Raw genomic sequence first — 17673 nt, forward strand, 5'->3', positions numbered from 1 at the left:
GCAGGTCACGTTTGCGTCAACTGGAAAGGCGCAGACCTGGGACACGGCCGGACGCCACAGGGCGACCGGCGTGGATCAGGAGAACGCCGATGTTCACCAAGACCGCACGGACCCGCCTGGCCGCCGCCCTGGCCCTGGGCGGACTCGCCCTCGCGGCGCCCGCGACGGCCGCCCCCCTCGGCCGCGATGCCGGCCTGCGGGCGGAAGGCGGCGACGTCCACACCGTCCAGTACGGCTACGGCTACGGGCACCGCCACGGCGGCTGGGGCCACCACGGCTACGGCCCGCGCCATCACCATCACGGCGGCTGGGGCCGGGGCCACCATCACGGCTGGCGGCACCACGGCTTCGGGCCGCGTCACCATCACCACGGTGGCTGGGGCCACCGTCACGGCTACGGCCGCTGGTAACAGCTGGTCCGCGCGCCCGGTCCCGACCGGGCGCGGCCCCTAACCGGCGTCCACCCGCTCCAGGACGGGCGGCCGCTCCGTCGGCGCGTCGCCCATCCGGTAGGCCGCCCGCAGCGCGGCCTCGGCCCGGTCCGCGGCGGCCTCGTCGGCCGCGTGGACGATCCCGAGCAGGCCGCCGGACGATCCCGGACCGGCGAGGTCCGTGAAGCCGACGCGCGGGTCGACGGGATCCTCCGGCCGCGTGCGTCCGCCCCCGAGTCCGATCACCGCCAGGCCCAGCGCCCGCGTCGCGATCCCCGCGACGGTCCCGTCCTGACGCACCGCCCGGCGCACCGGTGCCGCCGGCAGATGCGCCGCCGGCCGCTCCAGGAGATCGCCCGGCCCGCCCAGGGCCGCGACCATGCGGCCGAAGCCCTCGGCCGCCCGGCCCGACGCGAGGGCCCGCTCCAGCCGCTCCGCGGCGCTGTCGCGGTCCGGCGCGAGGCCGCCGACGACCAGCATCTCCGCGCCCAGGGCCACCGTGACCGCGTGGAAGCGCGGCTCGCGGCGCGCGCCCGTCAGGTAGTCGATCGCGTAGGCGACCTCGACGGCGTTGCCGGCCGCGCTGGCGAGCGGCGCGTCCATGTCGGTGATCAGCGCGGCGGTGTGCAGGCCGGCCCCCTCCGCCACCGTGACGATGCTCCCCGCCAGGGCGCGCGCCTCGGGCAGCGTCGCCATGAAGGCACCGGAGCCCTGCTTCACGTCCATCACGAGCCCGTCCAGCCCGGCGGCGAGCTTCTTCGACAGGATCGAGGCGGTGATCAGGTCGCGGGACTCGACCGTGCCGGTGACGTCGCGGATCGCGTAGAGGCGCCGGTCCGCGGGCGCGAGCTCGGCAGTCTGGCCGATGATGGCGCAGCCGACCGTGCCGACGACCCGGCGGAACGCGTCGAGGCCCGGCGTCGCGTCGTAGCCCGGGATGCTGCCGAGCTTGTCCAGCGTCCCGCCGGTATGGCCGAGGCCGCGCCCCGAGATCATCGGCACGTAGCCGCCGCAGGCCGCGACCATCGGGGCGAGCGGCAGGCTCACCGCGTCGCCAATGCCGCCGGTGGAGTGCTTGTCGAGGACGGGCCCGGGCAGGTCCCAGGCGAGGACCCGGCCCGACTCGGCCATAGCCCGGGTCAGCGCCACCCGCTCCGGCAGCGACAGGCCGCGGAAGAACACCGCCATGGCGAAGGCCGCCGCCTGACCCTCCCCGACCGTGCCGTCGGTGAGGCCGCGGATGAAGGCGTCGATCGCCTCCGGCTCGAGGGGCTGGCCGTCGCGCTTGGCCCGGATCGTCTCCTGAGGGAGCCTCTCCTGGGAAAGCCGCACGCTCACAGCGTCCGCGCCCGCATTAGGGTCTCGAACAGGCTGCTCGCCCCCAGCCGGAAGGTTCTCGGGCTCACCCAGCCGGGGCCCATCAGCCGGTCGGCCAGATCGAGGTAGGTGGCGGCGTCGGCGACGCTGCGCAGGCCGCCGGAGACCTTCAGGCCCGCGGGGCGGCCGCCGCCGCGGATCTCGGCCAGCATCGCCTCGGCGGCCTCCGGGGTCGCCGAGACCGGGCTCTTGCCCGTGGAGGTTTTCAGGAAATCGGCGCCCGCCTCCAGGGCGATCCGGCCGGCCTCCCGGATCCGCCCCGGATCGGCGAGTTCGCCCGTCTCCAGGATCACCTTGAGGGTCGCGGACCCGCAGGTGTCGCGCACGGCCTCGACCATGTCGCGGGCGATCGCCGCCTCGCCCCGCAGCAGCGCGCCGTAGGGCAGGACGAGGTCGATCTCGTCGGCGCCGTCGCGCAGGGCCTCGGCGGTGTCGTCGGTGGCGCGGGCGCAGTCCTCGCCGCCCGCGGGGAAGTTGATCACCGTGGCGATCCGGATCCCGGTGCCCGCGAGCGCCCGCGCGCCCTGCGCGACGAAGCGCGGCCAGACGCAGATCGCCGCGACGCCGCCGCGCTTCGCGTCCCGGCAGAGGACGTCGATCCTGGTCTCGGTGCAGGTCTCGCCGAGATCGGTGAGGTCGAGGAGCGGCAGGGCCCGGCGGGCGACCGCGCCGGCATCGGGATCAGTCATCGGCTGTCTCTCCGTCGGGCAGGCCGGCCACGAAGGCCCGGACCAGGCGGCCGAGATCCTCCGCGGCCCGGGCCGCCACCGCCTTCGTCTCCGCGTGGTTCGGGTCGCCGCCCGCGATGCCGGCCGCGAGGTTCGTCACCACCGAGACCGCCGCCACCGGCAGGCCGAGAAACCGGGCGAGGATCACCTCGGGCACGGTCGACATGCCCACGAGGTCGGCGCCCAGGAGGCCGGCCATCCGCACCTCCGCGGGCGTCTCGAAGCTCGGGCCCGAGAACCACGCGTAGATCCCCTCCCCCAGGGACACACCGCAGGCCCCGGCCGCCGCGCGGAGCCGCGCCCGCAGGTCCGGGTCGTAGGCCTCGGTCATCGGCACGAACCGCGCGTCGCTGGCCTCGCCGATCAGCGGGTTCATCCCGGAGAGGTTGATGTGGTCGGCGAGCAGCACGAGGCTGCCGGGCCCGGTCGCCGGCCGCAGCGATCCGGAGGCGTTGGTGAGCAGCAGGCGCCGGGCGCCGAGGTGCCGGGCGCAGGCGAGCGGCACCCGCATCGCCGCCGGGTCACCGCGCTCGTAGGCGTGGGCCCGCCCCTCGAAGATCAGGACCGGTCGCCCCGCGAGGCGTCCCCGGTGCAGCCGGCCGCCGTGGCCGCTGACGCCGGGCCCCGGAAACCCGGGGATCGCCGCGTAGTCGACGGCGCTCGCGTCCGTGAGGGCCGCCGCAATCCCGCCGAGGCCGGTGCCGGTCACCACCGCGCAGGCGTAGGGACCCGCGAAGCCGGCGGCGCGCAGGGCGTCGCGGGCGGCCGCCTCACTCACCGAGCGTCTCCGGGCCGAAGGATTCCGGCAGCAGCTCCGCCAGGGTGAAGCTGCGGGCGACGCCGCCCGGACCGGCGGCGTGGATCGGGGTGTCCGGCCCGGCGAACTCGCGGATGCGCTGGCGGCAGGCGCCGCAGGGCGTCACCGGGCCGTTGCCGTCGCCGCAGACCAGGATCGCCGCGATGCGCCGGCCTCCGGCCGCCACCATGGCGGCGATCGCCCCGGCCTCCGCGCAGGTTCCGACCGGGTAGGCGGCGTTCTCGACGTTGCAGCCGGCGTGGATCCCGCCGCGCTCGTCGCGCAGCGCGGCCCCGACCGGGAAGCGGGAATAGGGTGCGTGCGCGTGCGCGCGCACCGCGCGCGCCGCCTCGAACAGGGCTGCGAGCCCGTCATCGTCCCCTGCTGGGTCCCGTGCTGGATCCGCGGCCTGCATGGCCGATCTTTGGCACCCGCCGGGGCGCCCTGTCGAGGCCCTGGGCGGGAGTCCGGCGCGGCGCTCAGCGGCTCGCCGGACCGGCGCCGAGGAGGCTCGCCGCCTGCCGCAGGTCCGCGTCGCTGCGCGGACCGCTCAGGGCGTAGGCGGTGTCGCCCGCGTTCCACGAGACGACGTCGCCGTCGTCCGAGCCGGTGATGAGCGTCGTCGGTCCGCCGCGGATGCCGCGGGTGGCGAACAGCGACGCCTCGCCGAAGCGCTCGGTCTCGAGGGCGACCTCGATCCCGGTGCCGTGCCGGGCGGGGAAGACCTGGATGTCGCGCACCCGCCAGCCGTCGGGCAGGGCCGGCAGGTCGATGCCGGTCGCCGAGCGGAGGCGCGCCCGGTCGTAGACCGGGTCGTCGGCCTGGCCGCCGATGCTCTTGCGCAGCTGCGCCACGACCCGGGCCTGCCGCGCGTCGGCGATCAGGGCCGGATCCGGGGTCGCCGCCAGGGTGTCGGGAACGCCGAAGCGGCCGATCTCGTCGTGGGCCAGCCAGCCCGCGCCCACGAGCACCGCGATGGCCGCGGCCCGCTTGAGCCGCGACGCGACGCGGCGCCAGCGCAGGTTCCGGTCGAAGCGGCGCGCCAGGACCATGTTCCGGTCCGGCCCGGGCCCGGGAACGCGCTCGAAGCAGGCCCGCAGGGCGTCGCGATCGTGCATCTCGGCCATCACCCGGGCCGCGGCCGCGGGGTTGGCCGCGAGATGCGCCTCGACGTCGAGACGGCGCATCGGGTCGATCTGGCCGTCGACGAAGGCGATGAGATCGTCGTCTGTGATCGGATCGATCATCGTGAAGTCCTCGAATCCAGCGTGCCCGGAGGCGATCCGCCGGTCGCAATCGTCAGTCGGCACCGGCGCCCTCGGGTGCCGGTCCTTCGTCAGCTCCGTGCTCAGCTCTCTCCGACGGCGCGTCGCAGAGGCCAGGCGGACCTTTCCCGCGGCTCGTCGGAGACGACGAGCCGGAGGGTGGAGGGCGGCCCGCGCCGCGTCTCGGGTGCCTTGGCCGTCTCCGCGTCGTCGGCGCCGCGGTCGGTCCGCGTCCCCTCCTCGAAGGCCCGCAGGGCCGCACGGCCGCGGCCGAGACGGGACATCAGGGTGCCGATCGGGATGCCGAGAACGGCCGCCGCGTCGGCGTAGGCCATGCCTTCCAGGGTGACGAGGTGGAGCGCGGCGCGCTGCTCCTCCGGCAGCTTCAGGAAGGCCTGCCGGATCTGGGCGAGGCGCACCTGCCCCTCCTGGGCCGGCGGCGCCATGTCCTCGGTCATCCGCACCAGCGTGTCGGCGTGCCGCGCCTCGACCTGCCGGCGGCGCTGCTCGTCGATGAAGGCGTTGTGCAGCACCGTCATCATCCAGGTGCGCAGATTGGTGTTCGGCCGGAGCGAGCCCTGCATCTCCAGGGCCCGCACCAGCGTGTCGTGGACGAGATCGTCGGCCCGCAGCGTGTCGCGGGTGAGCGACCGGGCGTAGCGCCGCAGGGGCACCAGCAGGTCGAGGAGGTCCGGGCGCTTGTTCTTGTCCGATGCCATAGGGTGTGAACGCGTCGGCCCGGCGGTTTAATCCCGCAGGCCGGCCCGGCTGAGAGCTCAGGCCTGATCGAGGGTGGCGGCGATCCCCGAGATGACCCGCGGATCGGTCGGCTCGACCTGCGTGGCGAAGGCCGCCGCGAGGGTGCCGTCGCGGGCGATCAGGTACTTGTGGAAGTTCCAGCGCGGCGTCTCGGCGGGGCGCTCGGCCGCGGCCCAGCGGTAGAACGGATGGGCGCCCGGCATCTTCACCCGGGTCTTGGCCGTGAGCGGGAAGGTGACGCCGTGATTCTTCCGCGCCGCCTCCGCGATGGCCGGCCCGTCCAGCGGCTCTTGGTTGCCGAAATCCGGCGACGGCACGCCCAGCACGACGAGCCCGCGATCGCCGAACCGCGTCCAGAGTGTCTGGAGCCCGGCGAGCTGCCCGGCATAGCCGCAGGCCGTCGCGGTGTTGACCACGAGGACCGGCTTGCCCGCATAGGCGGAGAGCGGCATGGGCGCCCCCTCCGGGGTCTCGAAGGCGAAATCCGTCGCCCGTGCGGTTCCGGCCGGCTGCTCGGCGGCGCGGGCGCCGCCGGCGAGACCGGCACCGAGCAGGATCAGGGCCTCGCGGCGCAGCAGCGTCATGGCAGGTCTCCGGTGCGGACGTTCCGGCGCGTCAACGAACCAGATCGGGAAAGGATCGACCTACTGATACGCCTGCTGCAGGTCGACCGTACAGTCCCGGCCGATCCGCTCGTAGTTCTCGGCGAGCCACGCCTGGGCGGCGGCGCGGCCCTTGTCGCGCAGGCGCTTGAACACGGTCCAGCGCGCGTCGAGCTTGGAGGCGGCGTTGTAGTCCTCCAGGGCGTCGGTGCCGTCGATCCGGTGAATGAGGACCCGGCGGTACTGTCCCTGGCCGAGGATGCCCTCCTCGATCAGCCCGTCGACGAAGTCGATCGCCCGCAATTCCCGCATCAAATTGGCGTTGAAGGTGATCTCGTTGAGCCGGTCGCGGATCTCCGCCTCCGTGCGCGGGGTCTCGCGCCGCTCCACGGGGTTGATCTGGACGAGCACGATGTCGCGGGTCTGGGCGCCGCGATGCAGGGGATAGAGCGGCGGGTTGCCGAGATAGCCGCCGTCCCAGTAGGGCACGCCGTCGATCTCCACCGCCTGGAAGACGGTGGGCAGGCAGGCCGAGGCCATCAGGTGGTCGACGGTCAGGCGCTCGCGCTCGAACACCGCGAGCTTGCCGGTCCAGACGTTGGTGGCCGAGACGAACAGGCCCGCCGTGTCGGCCTCGCGCAGGCGGTCGAAATCGACCTGCTCGGCGAGCGCCTTGCGCAGCGGATTGATGTTGAGCGGGTTCGACACGTAGGGGCTGGGCGCCAGCATCTTGGCCCAGAACTCGGCCACGGGATTGCCCTTCCACAGGCTGAACAGGCCGCTCACGAGATTGCGCTGGGCCGGCCCCAAGTCGCCGTCGAGGCTGACCTCGCGCCAGAACCGCTCCAGCCCCTCGCGGGCGCCGTCCGGGCCGCCCTTGAGCCAGCCATCCACCAGGACGACCGCGTTCATCGCTCCGGCGCTCGCCCCCGTCACCGCCTCGAAGCCGAGGCGGCCGTCCTCGATGAGGGCGTCGAGCACGCCCCAGGTGAAAGCCCCGTGCGCGCCGCCGCCCTGGAGCGCCAGCGCCACCGGCTTCTCGGACCGGGGCCCGGTCAGCGCGGTGCCCGGCACCTGCGCCGGCTGGGCGTCGATCGCGTCCGTGACCGGCGATTCGGGGACGGCGGTGGCGGGATTGTGCGGCTCGGCGCCGCCGAATTGCTCGCTCATGTCGGCCTCCTGATCCGCACGATAGATGGAACACAGATGGTATGCTGCAATGCAGCATCAACCATGCGCCGGGATCGCGACGGGGACCCGGCCGCGCGTCGGCACCCGCGTCCGCACCCGCGTCGGCATGAGCGAATCGGCAACAGCGGCCGACGAAAACCGGCCGGCGGCGCGTCGGACGCCGCCCGGACGTGCAGAAAACTCGACATCCGCGCCCGGATACGACATGACAGCCGCGATGCTGTCCTGCGCGATGCTGCCCCGCGCGGCGCCGGGTTGACGCGGCGCCGGGTCGTCCGCAGCTAACCCGCGGCAGCCCCGAAGTTCCGGCGAGGCGTGTCCCCGGGACCGGCCCGGCAGCCGTCACGGCTCCGGCACCCGCGAGGCGCGCCCGCGAAAGTCCACGATGGAAGTCATGGAAGCCACCCGTTCCGAAATCCCCGCCGACAACCCGCTGGCCGGCGGCGGCCCGGAGATCGCCGGCCCCGCCCCGCGCCACCGCACCGTCGGCGTCACGGTCGGCGAGGGCGACGGCGCGGTCACGGTCGGCGGCGGCGCCCCGATCGTCGTCCAGTCGATGACCAACACCGACACGGCCGACATCGACGCCACGGTGGCGCAGGTCGCCCAGCTCGCCCGGGTCGGCTCGGAGCTCGTGCGGATCACGGTCGACCGCGACGAGGCGGCCGCCGCGGTGCCGAAGATCCGCGAGCGCCTCGACCGGATCGGCGTCCACGTGCCGCTGGTGGGCGACTTCCACTACATCGGCCACAAGCTGCTCGCCGACCACCCGGCCTGCGCCGAGGCGCTGGCCAAGTACCGGATCAACCCCGGCAACGTCGGATTCAAGGACAAGAAGGACACGCAGTTCTCGTCGATCATCGAGCAGGCGATCAAGCACAACAAGACCGTGCGGATCGGCGCCAACTGGGGCTCCCTCGACGGCGAGCTGCTCACCCACCTGATGGACGAGAACGCCAAGGCGCCGCGGCCGATCGACGCCCGCGCGGTGATGCGCGAGGCGATGGTCCGCTCGGCGATCAGCTCGGCCGACCGCGCCGTGGAGCTCGGCCTGCCGCAGAACAAGATCATCCTCTCGGCCAAGGTCTCGGCGGTGCAGGACCTGATCGCCGTCTATCGCGAGGTGGCGCGCCGCTCGGACTACGCGATCCATCTCGGCCTCACCGAGGCCGGCATGGGCTCGAAGGGCCTCGTGGCGGCCTCGGCCGCCATCGGCGTGCTGCTCCAAGAGGGCATCGGCGACACGATCCGGTACTCGTTGACGCCCGAGCCGGGCGGCGACCGGACCGTCGAGGTCAAGGCCAGCCAGGAACTCCTGCAGACCATGGGGTTCCGCACCTTCGTGCCGATGGTGGCGGCCTGCCCGGGCTGCGGCCGCACGACCTCGACCACGTTCCAGGAGCTGGCCCGCGACATCCAGAACTGGATCGTCACCTCGATGCCGGAGTGGAAGAAGACCTATCCGGGCGTCGAGGGACTCAACGTCGCCGTGATGGGCTGCATCGTGAACGGCCCGGGCGAGTCGAAGCACGCCGATATCGGCATCTCGCTGCCCGGGACCGGCGAGACCCCGACCGCGCCGGTCTTCATCGACGGCAAGAAGGCGATGACGCTCCGCGGCCCGACGCTGGCCAAGGACTTCGAGACGATCGTCATCGACTACATCGAGCGCCGATTCGGCCAGCAGGGCGGCACCCGCACCGCCGCCGAGTGAGGAGCGGGGCGGGCCGACGAGCACGCCCCCCCGCGACGGAGGACGCGGCGCCCCGGACCGCGATTCCGGGTCGCCGCGGGCGGGTCCGGATCCCGGGCGCGCCGTGCCCGAAAGGCGCGTCGCGTCGACCTTGACGGGGCGGCCCGCCGCGCCGAGACCCAGCTCCGCGATCTTCGCAGGCGCACACGGTTTCCGGGCGCACGAGGGCATGATAGCAAGGCCGCACGATCCCGCGAGCGGTCGGCCCGGTGGCCGGCCCGCACGGTTCGGCGGAGTCTTCGCGTTTTCTGCCCGGCCCCGACTGGCCCCTGAGCCGAACCGCGAAGCGCCGGCCACGCCCGAGCTTCCGACATCCGCATGAGCCACACCTTCGCACCCGGCGTAGCCCCCCAGCCCGCGCCCGCAGCCCCCGACGCCGCGCGCGCGGCCGACCAGGCCGCCGACGAGACCGGCGCTCCGGCGCCGACCCACGGACCGGCCACCTCCGGCACCCTGGACGCCCCCGAGAAGGCCGAGACCCAGCACGGCCATGCCGGCTTCTGGACGCTGCTGGTCGGCTCCGTCGGCGTCGTCTACGGCGATATCGGCACCAGCCCGCTCTACGCGTTCCGCGAGGCGCTGGTCCCGGCCCGGACCGACGGCATCCTGCTGCCCGAGGAGGTGATCGGCACCGTCTCGCTGATCCTCTGGGCCCTCTTCATGATCGTGACGGTCAAGTACGTCGCGATCCTGCTGCGCATGGACAACAACGGCGAGGGCGGCATCCTCTCGCTGATGGCGCTGGCCCGGAAGGCGCTCGGCGGCTCGCGCATCGTCTTCATGCTGGGGCTCCTCGGCGCCTCGCTGTTCTACGGCGACGCGGTGATCACCCCGGCGATCTCGGTGCTGTCGGCGGTGGAGGGCCTGAAACTCGTCACGCCCGCCCTCGACGAGTACGTCCTGCCGATCACCGTGGTGATCATCGTCGCGCTGTTCCTCGTGCAGAACCGCGGGACCGGGAAGGTGGCGGCCTTCTTCGGGCCGGTGACGATCGTGTGGTTCCTCGCGATGGCGCTCGCGGCGCTGCCGCACATCGGCCTGCACCCGGAGGTGTTCCGCGCGCTCAATCCCTGGCACGCCGTGCACTACCTGCTCGGCCACGGCAGCGGCGCGCTGATCGCCCTGGGGGCGGTGTTCCTGGCGGTGACCGGGGCGGAGGCCCTGTTCGCCGATCTCGGCCATTTCGGCCGCAAGCCGATCCAGGTGGCGTGGATCGGACTCGTCTTCCCGGCGCTGGCCCTCAACTATCTCGGCCAGGCCGCCCTGGTGCTGGAGAAGCCCGACACGGCCGATCCGTTCTTCCAGCTCGTGCCCGCCTGGGGCCTGCTGCCGATGGTGGTGCTCGCCACGATCGCCACCGTGGTGGCGAGCCAGGCGGTGATCACCGGCGCCTTCTCGCTGTCCCGGCAGGCGATCCAGCTCGGCCTGCTGCCGCGGCTGGAGATCCGCCACACCTCCGAGTCGCATGCCGGCCAGATCTACCTGCCGCAGATCAACGCCCTGCTGATGTTCGGCGTCGTGCTGCTGGCGGTGCTGTTCAAGACCTCGTCGTCGCTCGCCTCGGCCTACGGCATCGCGGTGACCGGCACGATGCTGCTCACCGCCTCGCTGACCTTCCTGGTGATGTGGCGCATGTGGAAGTGGTCGCCGGTGGCAGCCGCCGCCGTGATGCTGCCCTTCATCGTCCTCGAGTTCCTGTTCCTGCTCTCCAACCTGATCAAGGTGGTGGAGGGCGGCTACGTGCCGCTGCTGCTCGCGGGCGGCCTCATCATCCTGATGTGGACCTGGGTGCGCGGGGTGACGATCCTGTTCAACAAGACCCGCAAGACCGACGTGCCACTGGTCGAGCTGGTCGGGATGCTGGAGAAGAGCCCGCCCCACCACGTGCGCGGCACCGCGGTGTTCCTGACGAGCGATCCCGAGATCGCCCCGGCGGCGCTCCTGCACAACCTCAAGCACAACAAGGTGCTGCACGAGAAGAACGTGATCCTCACCGTCGAGACGGTGGACACGCCGCGCTCCAACGAGGCCGACAAGGTGCGGATCGAGCCGGTCGGCCCGCACTTCTACCGGGTCGTGATGAAGTTCGGCTACATGGAGACGCCGAACATCCCGAAGACGCTGGTGCTGCTGCGCCGCCAGGGCTTCAAGTTCGACATCATGGCGACGTCGTTCTTCCTGTCGCGCCGCTCGATCCGTCCGGCCGCCCATTCCGGCATGCCGCTCTGGCAGGACCGGATCTTCATCACGCTGGCCAAGAACGCCAACGACGCCACGGACTTCTTCCAGATCCCCACCGGGCGGGTGGTGGAGGTTGGGACGCAGGTGACGGTCTGAGGGCCGCGCCGCCACGGTCGTCGGCACCAGCGTCCTGATCATCCGAGATCCGAACGGCGGTGGCCCTGTCCCGGTCCGCCCGAGCGCGTCGTGCCAGGCGGACGGCACAGGGGCTGCCGCGGGACAGTTCCGGAGCCGCCGCCGACACGACTGCCGCGGTTTGTACTGCCGGCTGGACGGTAATCGGCAGCGGGCGCCCGTCATCGCGCGCAGCGCCCCGGCTGGGGCGCGGTCCCGGGGCGCCGAGCGGACAGGGCCGTCGGCCTGAATCGGCCGACTTTCGTCTACTTGTAGATGGTCGCCCATGTGCGCCGCCGCACGCGGCATGTCCCGCGCGCAGAGGCTCCGGGATGACCGGCCGCCTCCCCGCGTTGCGCCCACCCCGCCGCGTGCCTTAGAATATTTATTATTCTGAGCTTGAGCGTTCGCCCCGCGGCCTGTCCGCAACGGGGAACGTGAGCCGGCTAAGCCGGTCGTGGCCCCCGGCCCGGCTCGGACCCGACTGAACGCCGCTCCGGCGCCGCCAGACAGGACGCAACGATGATCAAACTCACCGTGAACGGGGCTGCGCGCAGCTTCGACGGCGACCCCGACATGCCGCTGCTGTGGTACCTGCGGGACGAGCTCGGGCTCACCGGCACCAAGTTCGGCTGCGGCGTCTCGCTCTGCGGGGCCTGCACCATCCATCTCGGCGGCGCGGCGACCCGCGCCTGCATCACGCCGGTCTCGGCGGCCGCTGGCCAGGAGGTCGTGACCATCGAGGGGCTGTCGCCGGACGGCAACCACCCCGTGCAGGTGGCGTGGCGCGACCAGAACGTCGCCCAGTGCGGCTTCTGCCAGTGCGGCCAGATCATGCAGGCGGCCGCCCTCCTCAAGGACACGCCCAAGCCCACCGACGACGACATCGACACCACGATGAGCGGCAACATCTGCCGCTGCGGCACCTACCCGCGCATCCGCGCCGCGATCCATCAGGCCGCCGGCCAGCCGGCGCCCGCCAGCAAGGGAGAGCGCCTGTGATCCACGACGCCAAGCTGAGCGCCGAGCGCGCCGCCGGCACCAGGCCGGCCCTCGACAACGTCAGCCGCCGCGGCATCCTCGGCGGCGCCGGCGCCCTGGTTCTGGCCCTCTCGCTGCGCCCCGCCCGGGCCGACGAGACCCAGACCCAGGAGCAGAAGGAGCAGAAGTTCGGCGCCGACGGCATGCCGCACGGCTGGCGCGACGATCCGAAGATCTTCGTCGCCATCGCGCCGGACGGCACCGTCACGGTGACCAACCACCGCTCCGACATGGGCCAGGGCATCCGCACCTCGGTGGCCTTCACGGTCGCCGACGAGTTGGAGGCCGACTGGTCGAAGGTGAAGGTGGTCCAGGCCTGGGGCGACGAGACCCGCTTCGGCAACCAGGACACGGACGGCTCGCGCTCGACCCGCCACTTCTTCCAGCACTTCCGCCACGCCGGCGCCGCCGCGCGGCTGATGCTGATCCAGGCGGCGGCCAAGCAGTGGGGCGTGCCGGCCTCCGAGGTCACGGCCGTCAACCACACGCTGACCCACGCCAAGTCCGGCCGCACCCTCGGCTACGGCGCGGTCGCCCAGGCCGCCGCCGAGCTGCCGGTGCCCACCGACGTCAAGCTGAAGGACCCGAAGGACTTCCGCTACATCGGCACCGGCAAGATCGGGCTGATCGACAACTTCGACATCACCACCGGCAAGGCCGTCTACGGCCTCGACACCAAGCTCGACGGGATGCTCTACGCGGTCGTCGCGCGCCCGGCCGTCTACGGCGGCAAGGTGAAGTCGTTCGACGACGGCGAGGCCAAGAAGGTCCCGGGCGTCGTGAAGATCTTCAAGATCGACGGCGGCGAGATCCCGTCCGAGTTCATGCCGCTCGGCGGCGTGGCGGTCGTGGCCAAGAACACGTGGGCGGCCATGAAGGCTCGGGACGCCCTCAAGATCACCTGGGACGACGGCCCGAACGCCGGCTACGACACCGACGCGTTCCGCAAGGAGCTGGAGGCCGCGGCCCGCAAGCCCGGCAAGGTCGTGCGCACGCAGGGCGACGTCGACGGCGCCCTGGCCAAGGCCAAGACCAAGGTCCAGGCCGAGTACTTCGTGCCCCACCTCGCCCAGGCGCCGATGGAGCCCCCGGCGGCGGTGGCCCGCGTGAAGGACGGGTTCTGCGAGGCCTGGGCCTGCGTCCAGGGTCCGCAGGCGGCCAACGACCGCCTGATGAAGGCGCTCAAGCTGCCCGACGACAAGGTCAAGGTGAACGTCACGCTGCTCGGCGGCGGCTTCGGCCGCAAGTCCAAGCCCGACTACGTGGTCGAGGCGGCGCTCTGCTCGCAGGCCGTCGGCGGCGCGCCGGTGAAGCTCGCCTGGACCCGCGAGGACGACCTCCACCACGGCTTCTACCACACGATCTCGGTGGAGCACCTGGAGGCCGGCCTCGACGACAAGGGCATGCCGGTGGCGTGGCTGCACCGCTCGGTGGCGCCGACGATCGGCTCGATCTTCGCGCCGGACCCGAAGCACGAGCTGCCGTTCGAGCTCGGGATGGGGCTGGTCAACACGCCGCTCAACATCCCGAACATGCGGCTCGAGAACCCCGAGGCCGCCGCCCATGTCCGCATCGGCTGGTTCCGCTCGGTGTCGAACATCCCGCACGCCTTCGCGATCCAGTCCTTCGTGTCGGAGCTGGCGCACGCCGCCGGCCGCGAGCCGAAGGAGTACCTGCTGGAGCTGATCGGTCCCGACCGGAAGATCAGCCCGACCGAGATCGGCGACGTCTGGAACTACGGCGAGGATCCGAAGCGCTACCCGATCGAGACCGGCCGCCTGCGCGGCGTGATCGAGGCGGCCGCCAAGGGCGCGGGCTGGGGGCGTCAGATGCCCAAGGGCACCGGCCTGGGCATCGCCGGCCACTACAGCTTCGTCACCTACACGGCGGTGGCGGCCGAGGTGGAGGTCGACGACAAGGGCCAGGTCCAGGTGAAGGCGATCGACATCGCGGTCGATTGCGGGCCGCAGGTGAACCCGGAGCGCATCCGCTCGCAGATGGAGGGCGCGGTGGTCATGGGGATGGGGCTCGCCCTCACCTCCGAGATCACCTTCAAGCAGGGCCGCGCGGTGCAGAACAACTTCGACGGCTACGAGGTCCTCCGGATCGATGCTGCCCCGAAGGTGGTCCGCGTGCACCTCGTGCCGACCGGCAGCTACGACGGGCCGCTCGGCGGCGTCGGCGAGCCCGGCGTGCCGCCGGTGGCGCCGGCCATCGCCAACGCGATCTTCGCGGCCACTGGCCGCCGGGTCCGGCAATTGCCGATCCGCGATCAGCTGAGCGCCTGAACCGTCACCCGTCGCGAGACGTTGGGGCCGTGGGGGAACCCGCGGCCCCATGTTTTGGAAAGCACCCGACCCGATGATGCGTCCCGCCCTCACGGCCTGCCTGACCCTGATCCTGACGGCGGTCCCCGCCCTCGCCTCGCCCTGCGGCGACCGGATCGACAGCATGTCGAAGCGCGTCCAGTCCGAGGTGAGCCAGTCGATCTCGGCCAATACCAGCGGCCAGGGCAACGCCGCCAAGCGCGGCGGCGAGGGGCTCACCGGGACGGAGGGGCAGCGGGCGAACGAGTCGCCGCAGGCCCCCCCGGAGAAGGCGGCCCAGGCCGGCCAGGGCGCGGACGCCGCCCAGCAGGCGAAGGTCGCCCTGGAAGAGGCGCGCACGGCGGATCAGAAGGGCGACGCCAAGGGCTGCGAGGCGGCGCTCACCCGCGCCGAGCAGCAGATGAAGAAGGCGCCGTGAGGAGCTTGGCGGAACAGGCCGGAGGCTCGGTGACCGCGCCTCGACATCGCCGTTGATCCAACCCGCACCGTCATCCTGAGGCGCCGGAGCGCAGCGCGGGCCTCGAAGGAGCCGTCCAGAGGCCGCGCGGTCCCCGGAGCCCTCCTCCGCGGCCTCGCCGCGCAATCACCTCAGTCAGGACGAGGAGGAGGATTGGACAGGGTCGGTCCGGCCCTGCCCCTACCGAGCCAGTGCGCTGATCTCGATCACGAACTTCCGCCGCAGCGCCCGCGAGAAGTCGCCGTAGCCGGCGGCCGCCAGCAGGAACGCCCCCGGACCGCCGATGACGTGCGCGCGGTACCACTGCTCCAGACTCGTCCGCTCCTGCGGCAGCGGGGTCGGGAGCAGGCCATAGCCGGGCGCCCGGTAGGCGCCGGCCCCGACCACGTCGTTCTCGCCCGGCACCAGGATCGGCAGGCCGTTGACCGTCGCGCCGGTGTCGAGCAGCGACCGGTGCGCCTCCGTGAGGCTGTCGGCGTCGGTGCAGTTGTCGATCCCGTCGCCGGAGACGTCGACCACCACGCGCTCGGCCGGGACCGGCAGCGCCGGGAGCACGGCGGCGGTCACCGTGCGGAACATCTGGCCGAGGCAGGTGAACTCGCCCGCCTGCCGCGGGGTGGCCCGGACCAGGGCCGCGGCCGCCGCGGCGTCGGCGCGGCCGGCGATCCGCCGCCATCCGACCGCGAGGTTCGCCCGGTCCGCCCAGGTGACCATCGCGAACAGGATCCCGCCCGGATTGCCGGTGATCGCGCCGAGGACCGACGGATCCTCCAGGGCCTCGGCGATGCCCTCCATCTGCAGCCGGAAGCGCGCGTCGTCGACGGATTGCGACACGTCCACGGAGACGACCAGCGCGGTGGCGACGCTCTCGGGCGCAGCTTGAACAGGCTCGGCTGTGGCGGGCGCGAGCCCGAGGAGCAGGAGGCCGGCGCCCCGCAGCACGCCGCGGCGGATCCGTCGCGAACCCGTCCGCATCATCGGCCTCGGCGCTCCCGGAAGGCGCGGCCCTGCGGCCGTCGCGCATCCGTTAGGCCACGTTTCGACGTCGCGCGAAACCGGCCTTTCGGGGGGCCCGCCGCGCGGACCCGCCCGTCGGACCGACGCGCCGCGGGGCAGGCCCGGATGCGCGTCGGCACGGTGTCGTTGGGCGCGAAGCCCGGCCCCGGTGAGGGAGGTTCGCTCCGGCGGCGGTGGCCCGCTCATCTCGGAGGTTGCCCGTCCTCCGGCCCCGTCCCTAGGCCGACCGGGGGGTCGTGACGGGCGGCCTCGGCCGCCCCGGAAGGTGCCTCAGGCCGCCGCGGCCGCGAGCGCGTGCGGGTTGCCGTTCAGGCCGGCGCAGAGATCGTCGATCTCGGCGAGGTCCAGCGCCTCGCCGGCCCGGCCGGCGATGGTGTCGATCAGGTGATCCTGACGGGGGTCGAACGGGTGACCCTGCATCCGGTAGAACTGGTAGTAGCGCAGCGCCGCCAGGACGGTGTCACGCTCGCGGTCGGTTACGGTGAAGTGCTGCATGGGTAGTCGCTTCCCCTTGTGGCTTCAACGAACGCTCGGGTAGGCCGCGACGCCGATCCCGAGCTTGACTGTTGTAACCCGTGGGCAACTGCCCGACCAGTTCTTGACAGCTCGCGCCGATGTGATTCGCGTCATTTAAGATTTTGATCCTGCCCCGGGCCGGCCGGTCACGGATCGAAAAGATCTACTCGGACAATGGCTTGGCAGGATCGACGGCGAGCGCCGCGCGGTCGGGCCTGTCCGCGGCCCGTCACGAATCCCCGCGCGGGACCCGCGCCGCCGGTCCCGCGCCCGCCTCAGAGGCCGAGCTCGGCCAGGTAGCGCGGCAGCGCGGCGCTCGCCGGCCCGTAGCGGGCATCGTCGAAGGCGTCGGCATTGTCGGACGGCTCCAGGTTGACCTCGCAGGTCGGGATGCCGAGGGCCCGCGCCTGCCGCACGTAGCCCGCGGCCGGGTAGACCGCCCCCGACGTGCCCACCGCCACGAACAGGTCGGCCTCGGCCAGCGCCGCCTCGATCGCGTCGAGGTGCATCGGCATCTCGCCGAACCAGACCACGTCCGGCCGCATCCGGCCCGCCGCGCCGCAGGCGGGGCAGCTGTCTGCCCGGCTGAGGTCGGCCCGCCACGGCGTGACAGCGGTGCAGGCGCAGCAGCGGGCCTTGAGCAACTCGCCGTGCATGTGGGTGATCGCCCGCGAGCCGGCCCGCTCGTGCAGGTCGTCGACGTTCTGCGTGCACAGGAACAGCCGCCCGCCCCGCGCGGCGATCCGCGTCTCGGCCCGCGCCAGGGCACGATGCGCGGCGTTCGGCTCGGCCGCGACCACGCCGCGGCGGCGATGGTCGTAGAAGTCGAGCACCGTGTCAGGGTCGGCCGCGTAGGCCTCCGGGGTGGCGAGCTTCATTGGGTCGAACCGCGCCCAGATCCCGCCGCGGTCCCGGAACGTGCCGAGCCCGCTCTCGGCCGAGACGCCGGCCCCGGTGAGCACGAAGATCGTCCTGGGATGGTCCGTCATGGGCTGCTCCTGCGCGCCGGAGATTGGCCGGATCTGTCCGCTGGTTGGCGGTGCGGTTTCTTTCCCGCT

17 protein-coding genes are annotated in these 17673 nt (G+C 72.8%); 6 read left to right on the plus strand and 11 right to left on the minus strand.

Annotated features, from left to right (window positions below):
- The first annotated feature begins 89 nt into the window (after positions 1–89).
- A complete protein-coding gene (locus BKE41_RS20675; protein WP_029359090.1) occupies positions 90–410 on the plus strand; it encodes a hypothetical protein in 321 nt (106 codons plus the stop codon).
- Between the two features lie 39 nt (positions 411–449).
- Here the strand turns inward: BKE41_RS20675 and deoA are convergent, their stop codons facing one another.
- The 8 genes from deoA to BKE41_RS20715 form a co-directional block, all read right to left on the minus strand.
- Entirely contained in the window at positions 450–1763 is a 1314-nt protein-coding gene (deoA, locus tag BKE41_RS20680) for a thymidine phosphorylase (RefSeq protein WP_043074330.1), read from the minus strand.
- A 2-nt stretch (positions 1764–1765) separates the two neighbouring features.
- A complete protein-coding gene (gene deoC, locus BKE41_RS20685) occupies positions 1766–2497 on the minus strand; it encodes a deoxyribose-phosphate aldolase (protein WP_043074331.1) in 732 nt (243 codons plus the stop codon).
- On the minus strand, positions 2490–3314 hold the full coding sequence (locus BKE41_RS20690; protein ID WP_012320856.1) for a purine-nucleoside phosphorylase: 825 nt from the start codon (positions 3312–3314) through the stop codon (positions 2490–2492). Before BKE41_RS20690 ends, deoC begins: the two co-directional genes overlap by 8 nt.
- Positions 3307–3747 carry a cytidine deaminase gene (locus BKE41_RS20695; RefSeq protein ID WP_058607170.1) on the minus strand — a complete coding sequence of 147 codons (441 nt, stop codon included), beginning with the start codon at positions 3745–3747 and terminating at the stop codon, positions 3307–3309. The genes BKE41_RS20690 and BKE41_RS20695 overlap by 8 nt, the downstream gene beginning before the upstream one ends.
- A 64-nt stretch (positions 3748–3811) precedes the next feature.
- Entirely contained in the window at positions 3812–4579 is a 768-nt protein-coding gene (locus tag BKE41_RS20700; RefSeq protein WP_029359095.1) for an anti-sigma factor, read from the minus strand.
- 101 nt (positions 4580–4680) lie between these two features.
- Positions 4681–5316 (minus strand): sigma-70 family RNA polymerase sigma factor, encoded by a 636-nt coding sequence (locus BKE41_RS20705; protein WP_012320859.1) that lies wholly within the window; start codon positions 5314–5316, stop codon positions 4681–4683.
- A gap of 57 nt (positions 5317–5373) precedes the next feature.
- Positions 5374–5940 (minus strand): glutathione peroxidase, encoded by a 567-nt coding sequence (locus BKE41_RS20710; protein WP_012320860.1) that lies wholly within the window; start codon positions 5938–5940, stop codon positions 5374–5376.
- Positions 5941–6000: 60 nt separating this feature from the next.
- The gene (locus BKE41_RS20715) at positions 6001–7128 is read right to left on the minus strand and encodes a patatin-like phospholipase family protein (RefSeq protein ID WP_024829056.1); all 1128 of its coding nucleotides are present in this window, start codon (positions 7126–7128) and stop codon (positions 6001–6003) included.
- Positions 7129–7534: 406 nt separating this feature from the next.
- Between BKE41_RS20715 and ispG the strand changes: the two genes are divergently transcribed.
- From ispG to BKE41_RS20740, 5 genes are all read left to right on the plus strand, one after another.
- On the plus strand, positions 7535–8863 hold the full coding sequence (gene ispG, locus BKE41_RS20720; protein WP_024829055.1) for a flavodoxin-dependent (E)-4-hydroxy-3-methylbut-2-enyl-diphosphate synthase: 1329 nt from the start codon (positions 7535–7537) through the stop codon (positions 8861–8863).
- 357 nt (positions 8864–9220) lie between these two features.
- Positions 9221–11239: a potassium transporter Kup gene (locus BKE41_RS20725; RefSeq protein WP_012320863.1), complete on the plus strand. Its 2019-nt coding sequence runs from the start codon at positions 9221–9223 to the stop codon at positions 11237–11239.
- Positions 11240–11779: 540 nt separating this feature from the next.
- A complete protein-coding gene (locus BKE41_RS20730; protein ID WP_012320864.1) occupies positions 11780–12259 on the plus strand; it encodes a (2Fe-2S)-binding protein in 480 nt (159 codons plus the stop codon).
- Positions 12256–14586: a xanthine dehydrogenase family protein molybdopterin-binding subunit gene (locus tag BKE41_RS20735; protein WP_012320865.1), complete on the plus strand. Its 2331-nt coding sequence runs from the start codon at positions 12256–12258 to the stop codon at positions 14584–14586. Before BKE41_RS20730 ends, BKE41_RS20735 begins: the two co-directional genes overlap by 4 nt.
- 73 nt (positions 14587–14659) lie before the next feature.
- Positions 14660–15043: a hypothetical protein gene (locus BKE41_RS20740; protein ID WP_029359097.1), complete on the plus strand. Its 384-nt coding sequence runs from the start codon at positions 14660–14662 to the stop codon at positions 15041–15043.
- A 219-nt stretch (positions 15044–15262) separates the two neighbouring features.
- Here the strand turns inward: BKE41_RS20740 and BKE41_RS20745 are convergent, their stop codons facing one another.
- From BKE41_RS20745 to BKE41_RS20755, 3 genes are all read right to left on the minus strand, one after another.
- Positions 15263–16057, minus strand: a complete 795-nt coding sequence (locus BKE41_RS20745; protein ID WP_012320867.1) for a DUF1194 domain-containing protein — start codon at positions 16055–16057, stop codon at positions 15263–15265.
- Positions 16058–16369: 312 nt separating this feature from the next.
- On the minus strand, positions 16370–16594 hold the full coding sequence (locus BKE41_RS20750; RefSeq protein WP_012320868.1) for a hypothetical protein: 225 nt from the start codon (positions 16592–16594) through the stop codon (positions 16370–16372).
- A gap of 296 nt (positions 16595–16890) precedes the next feature.
- Positions 16891–17604 (minus strand): NAD-dependent deacylase, encoded by a 714-nt coding sequence (locus BKE41_RS20755; RefSeq protein WP_012320869.1) that lies wholly within the window; start codon positions 17602–17604, stop codon positions 16891–16893.
- Positions 17605–17673: the final 69 nt, after the last annotated feature.

The organism is Methylobacterium sp. C1 (assembly GCF_001854385.1).
In the GTDB taxonomy this organism is placed as follows: Bacteria; Pseudomonadota; Alphaproteobacteria; order Rhizobiales; family Beijerinckiaceae; genus Methylobacterium; species Methylobacterium radiotolerans.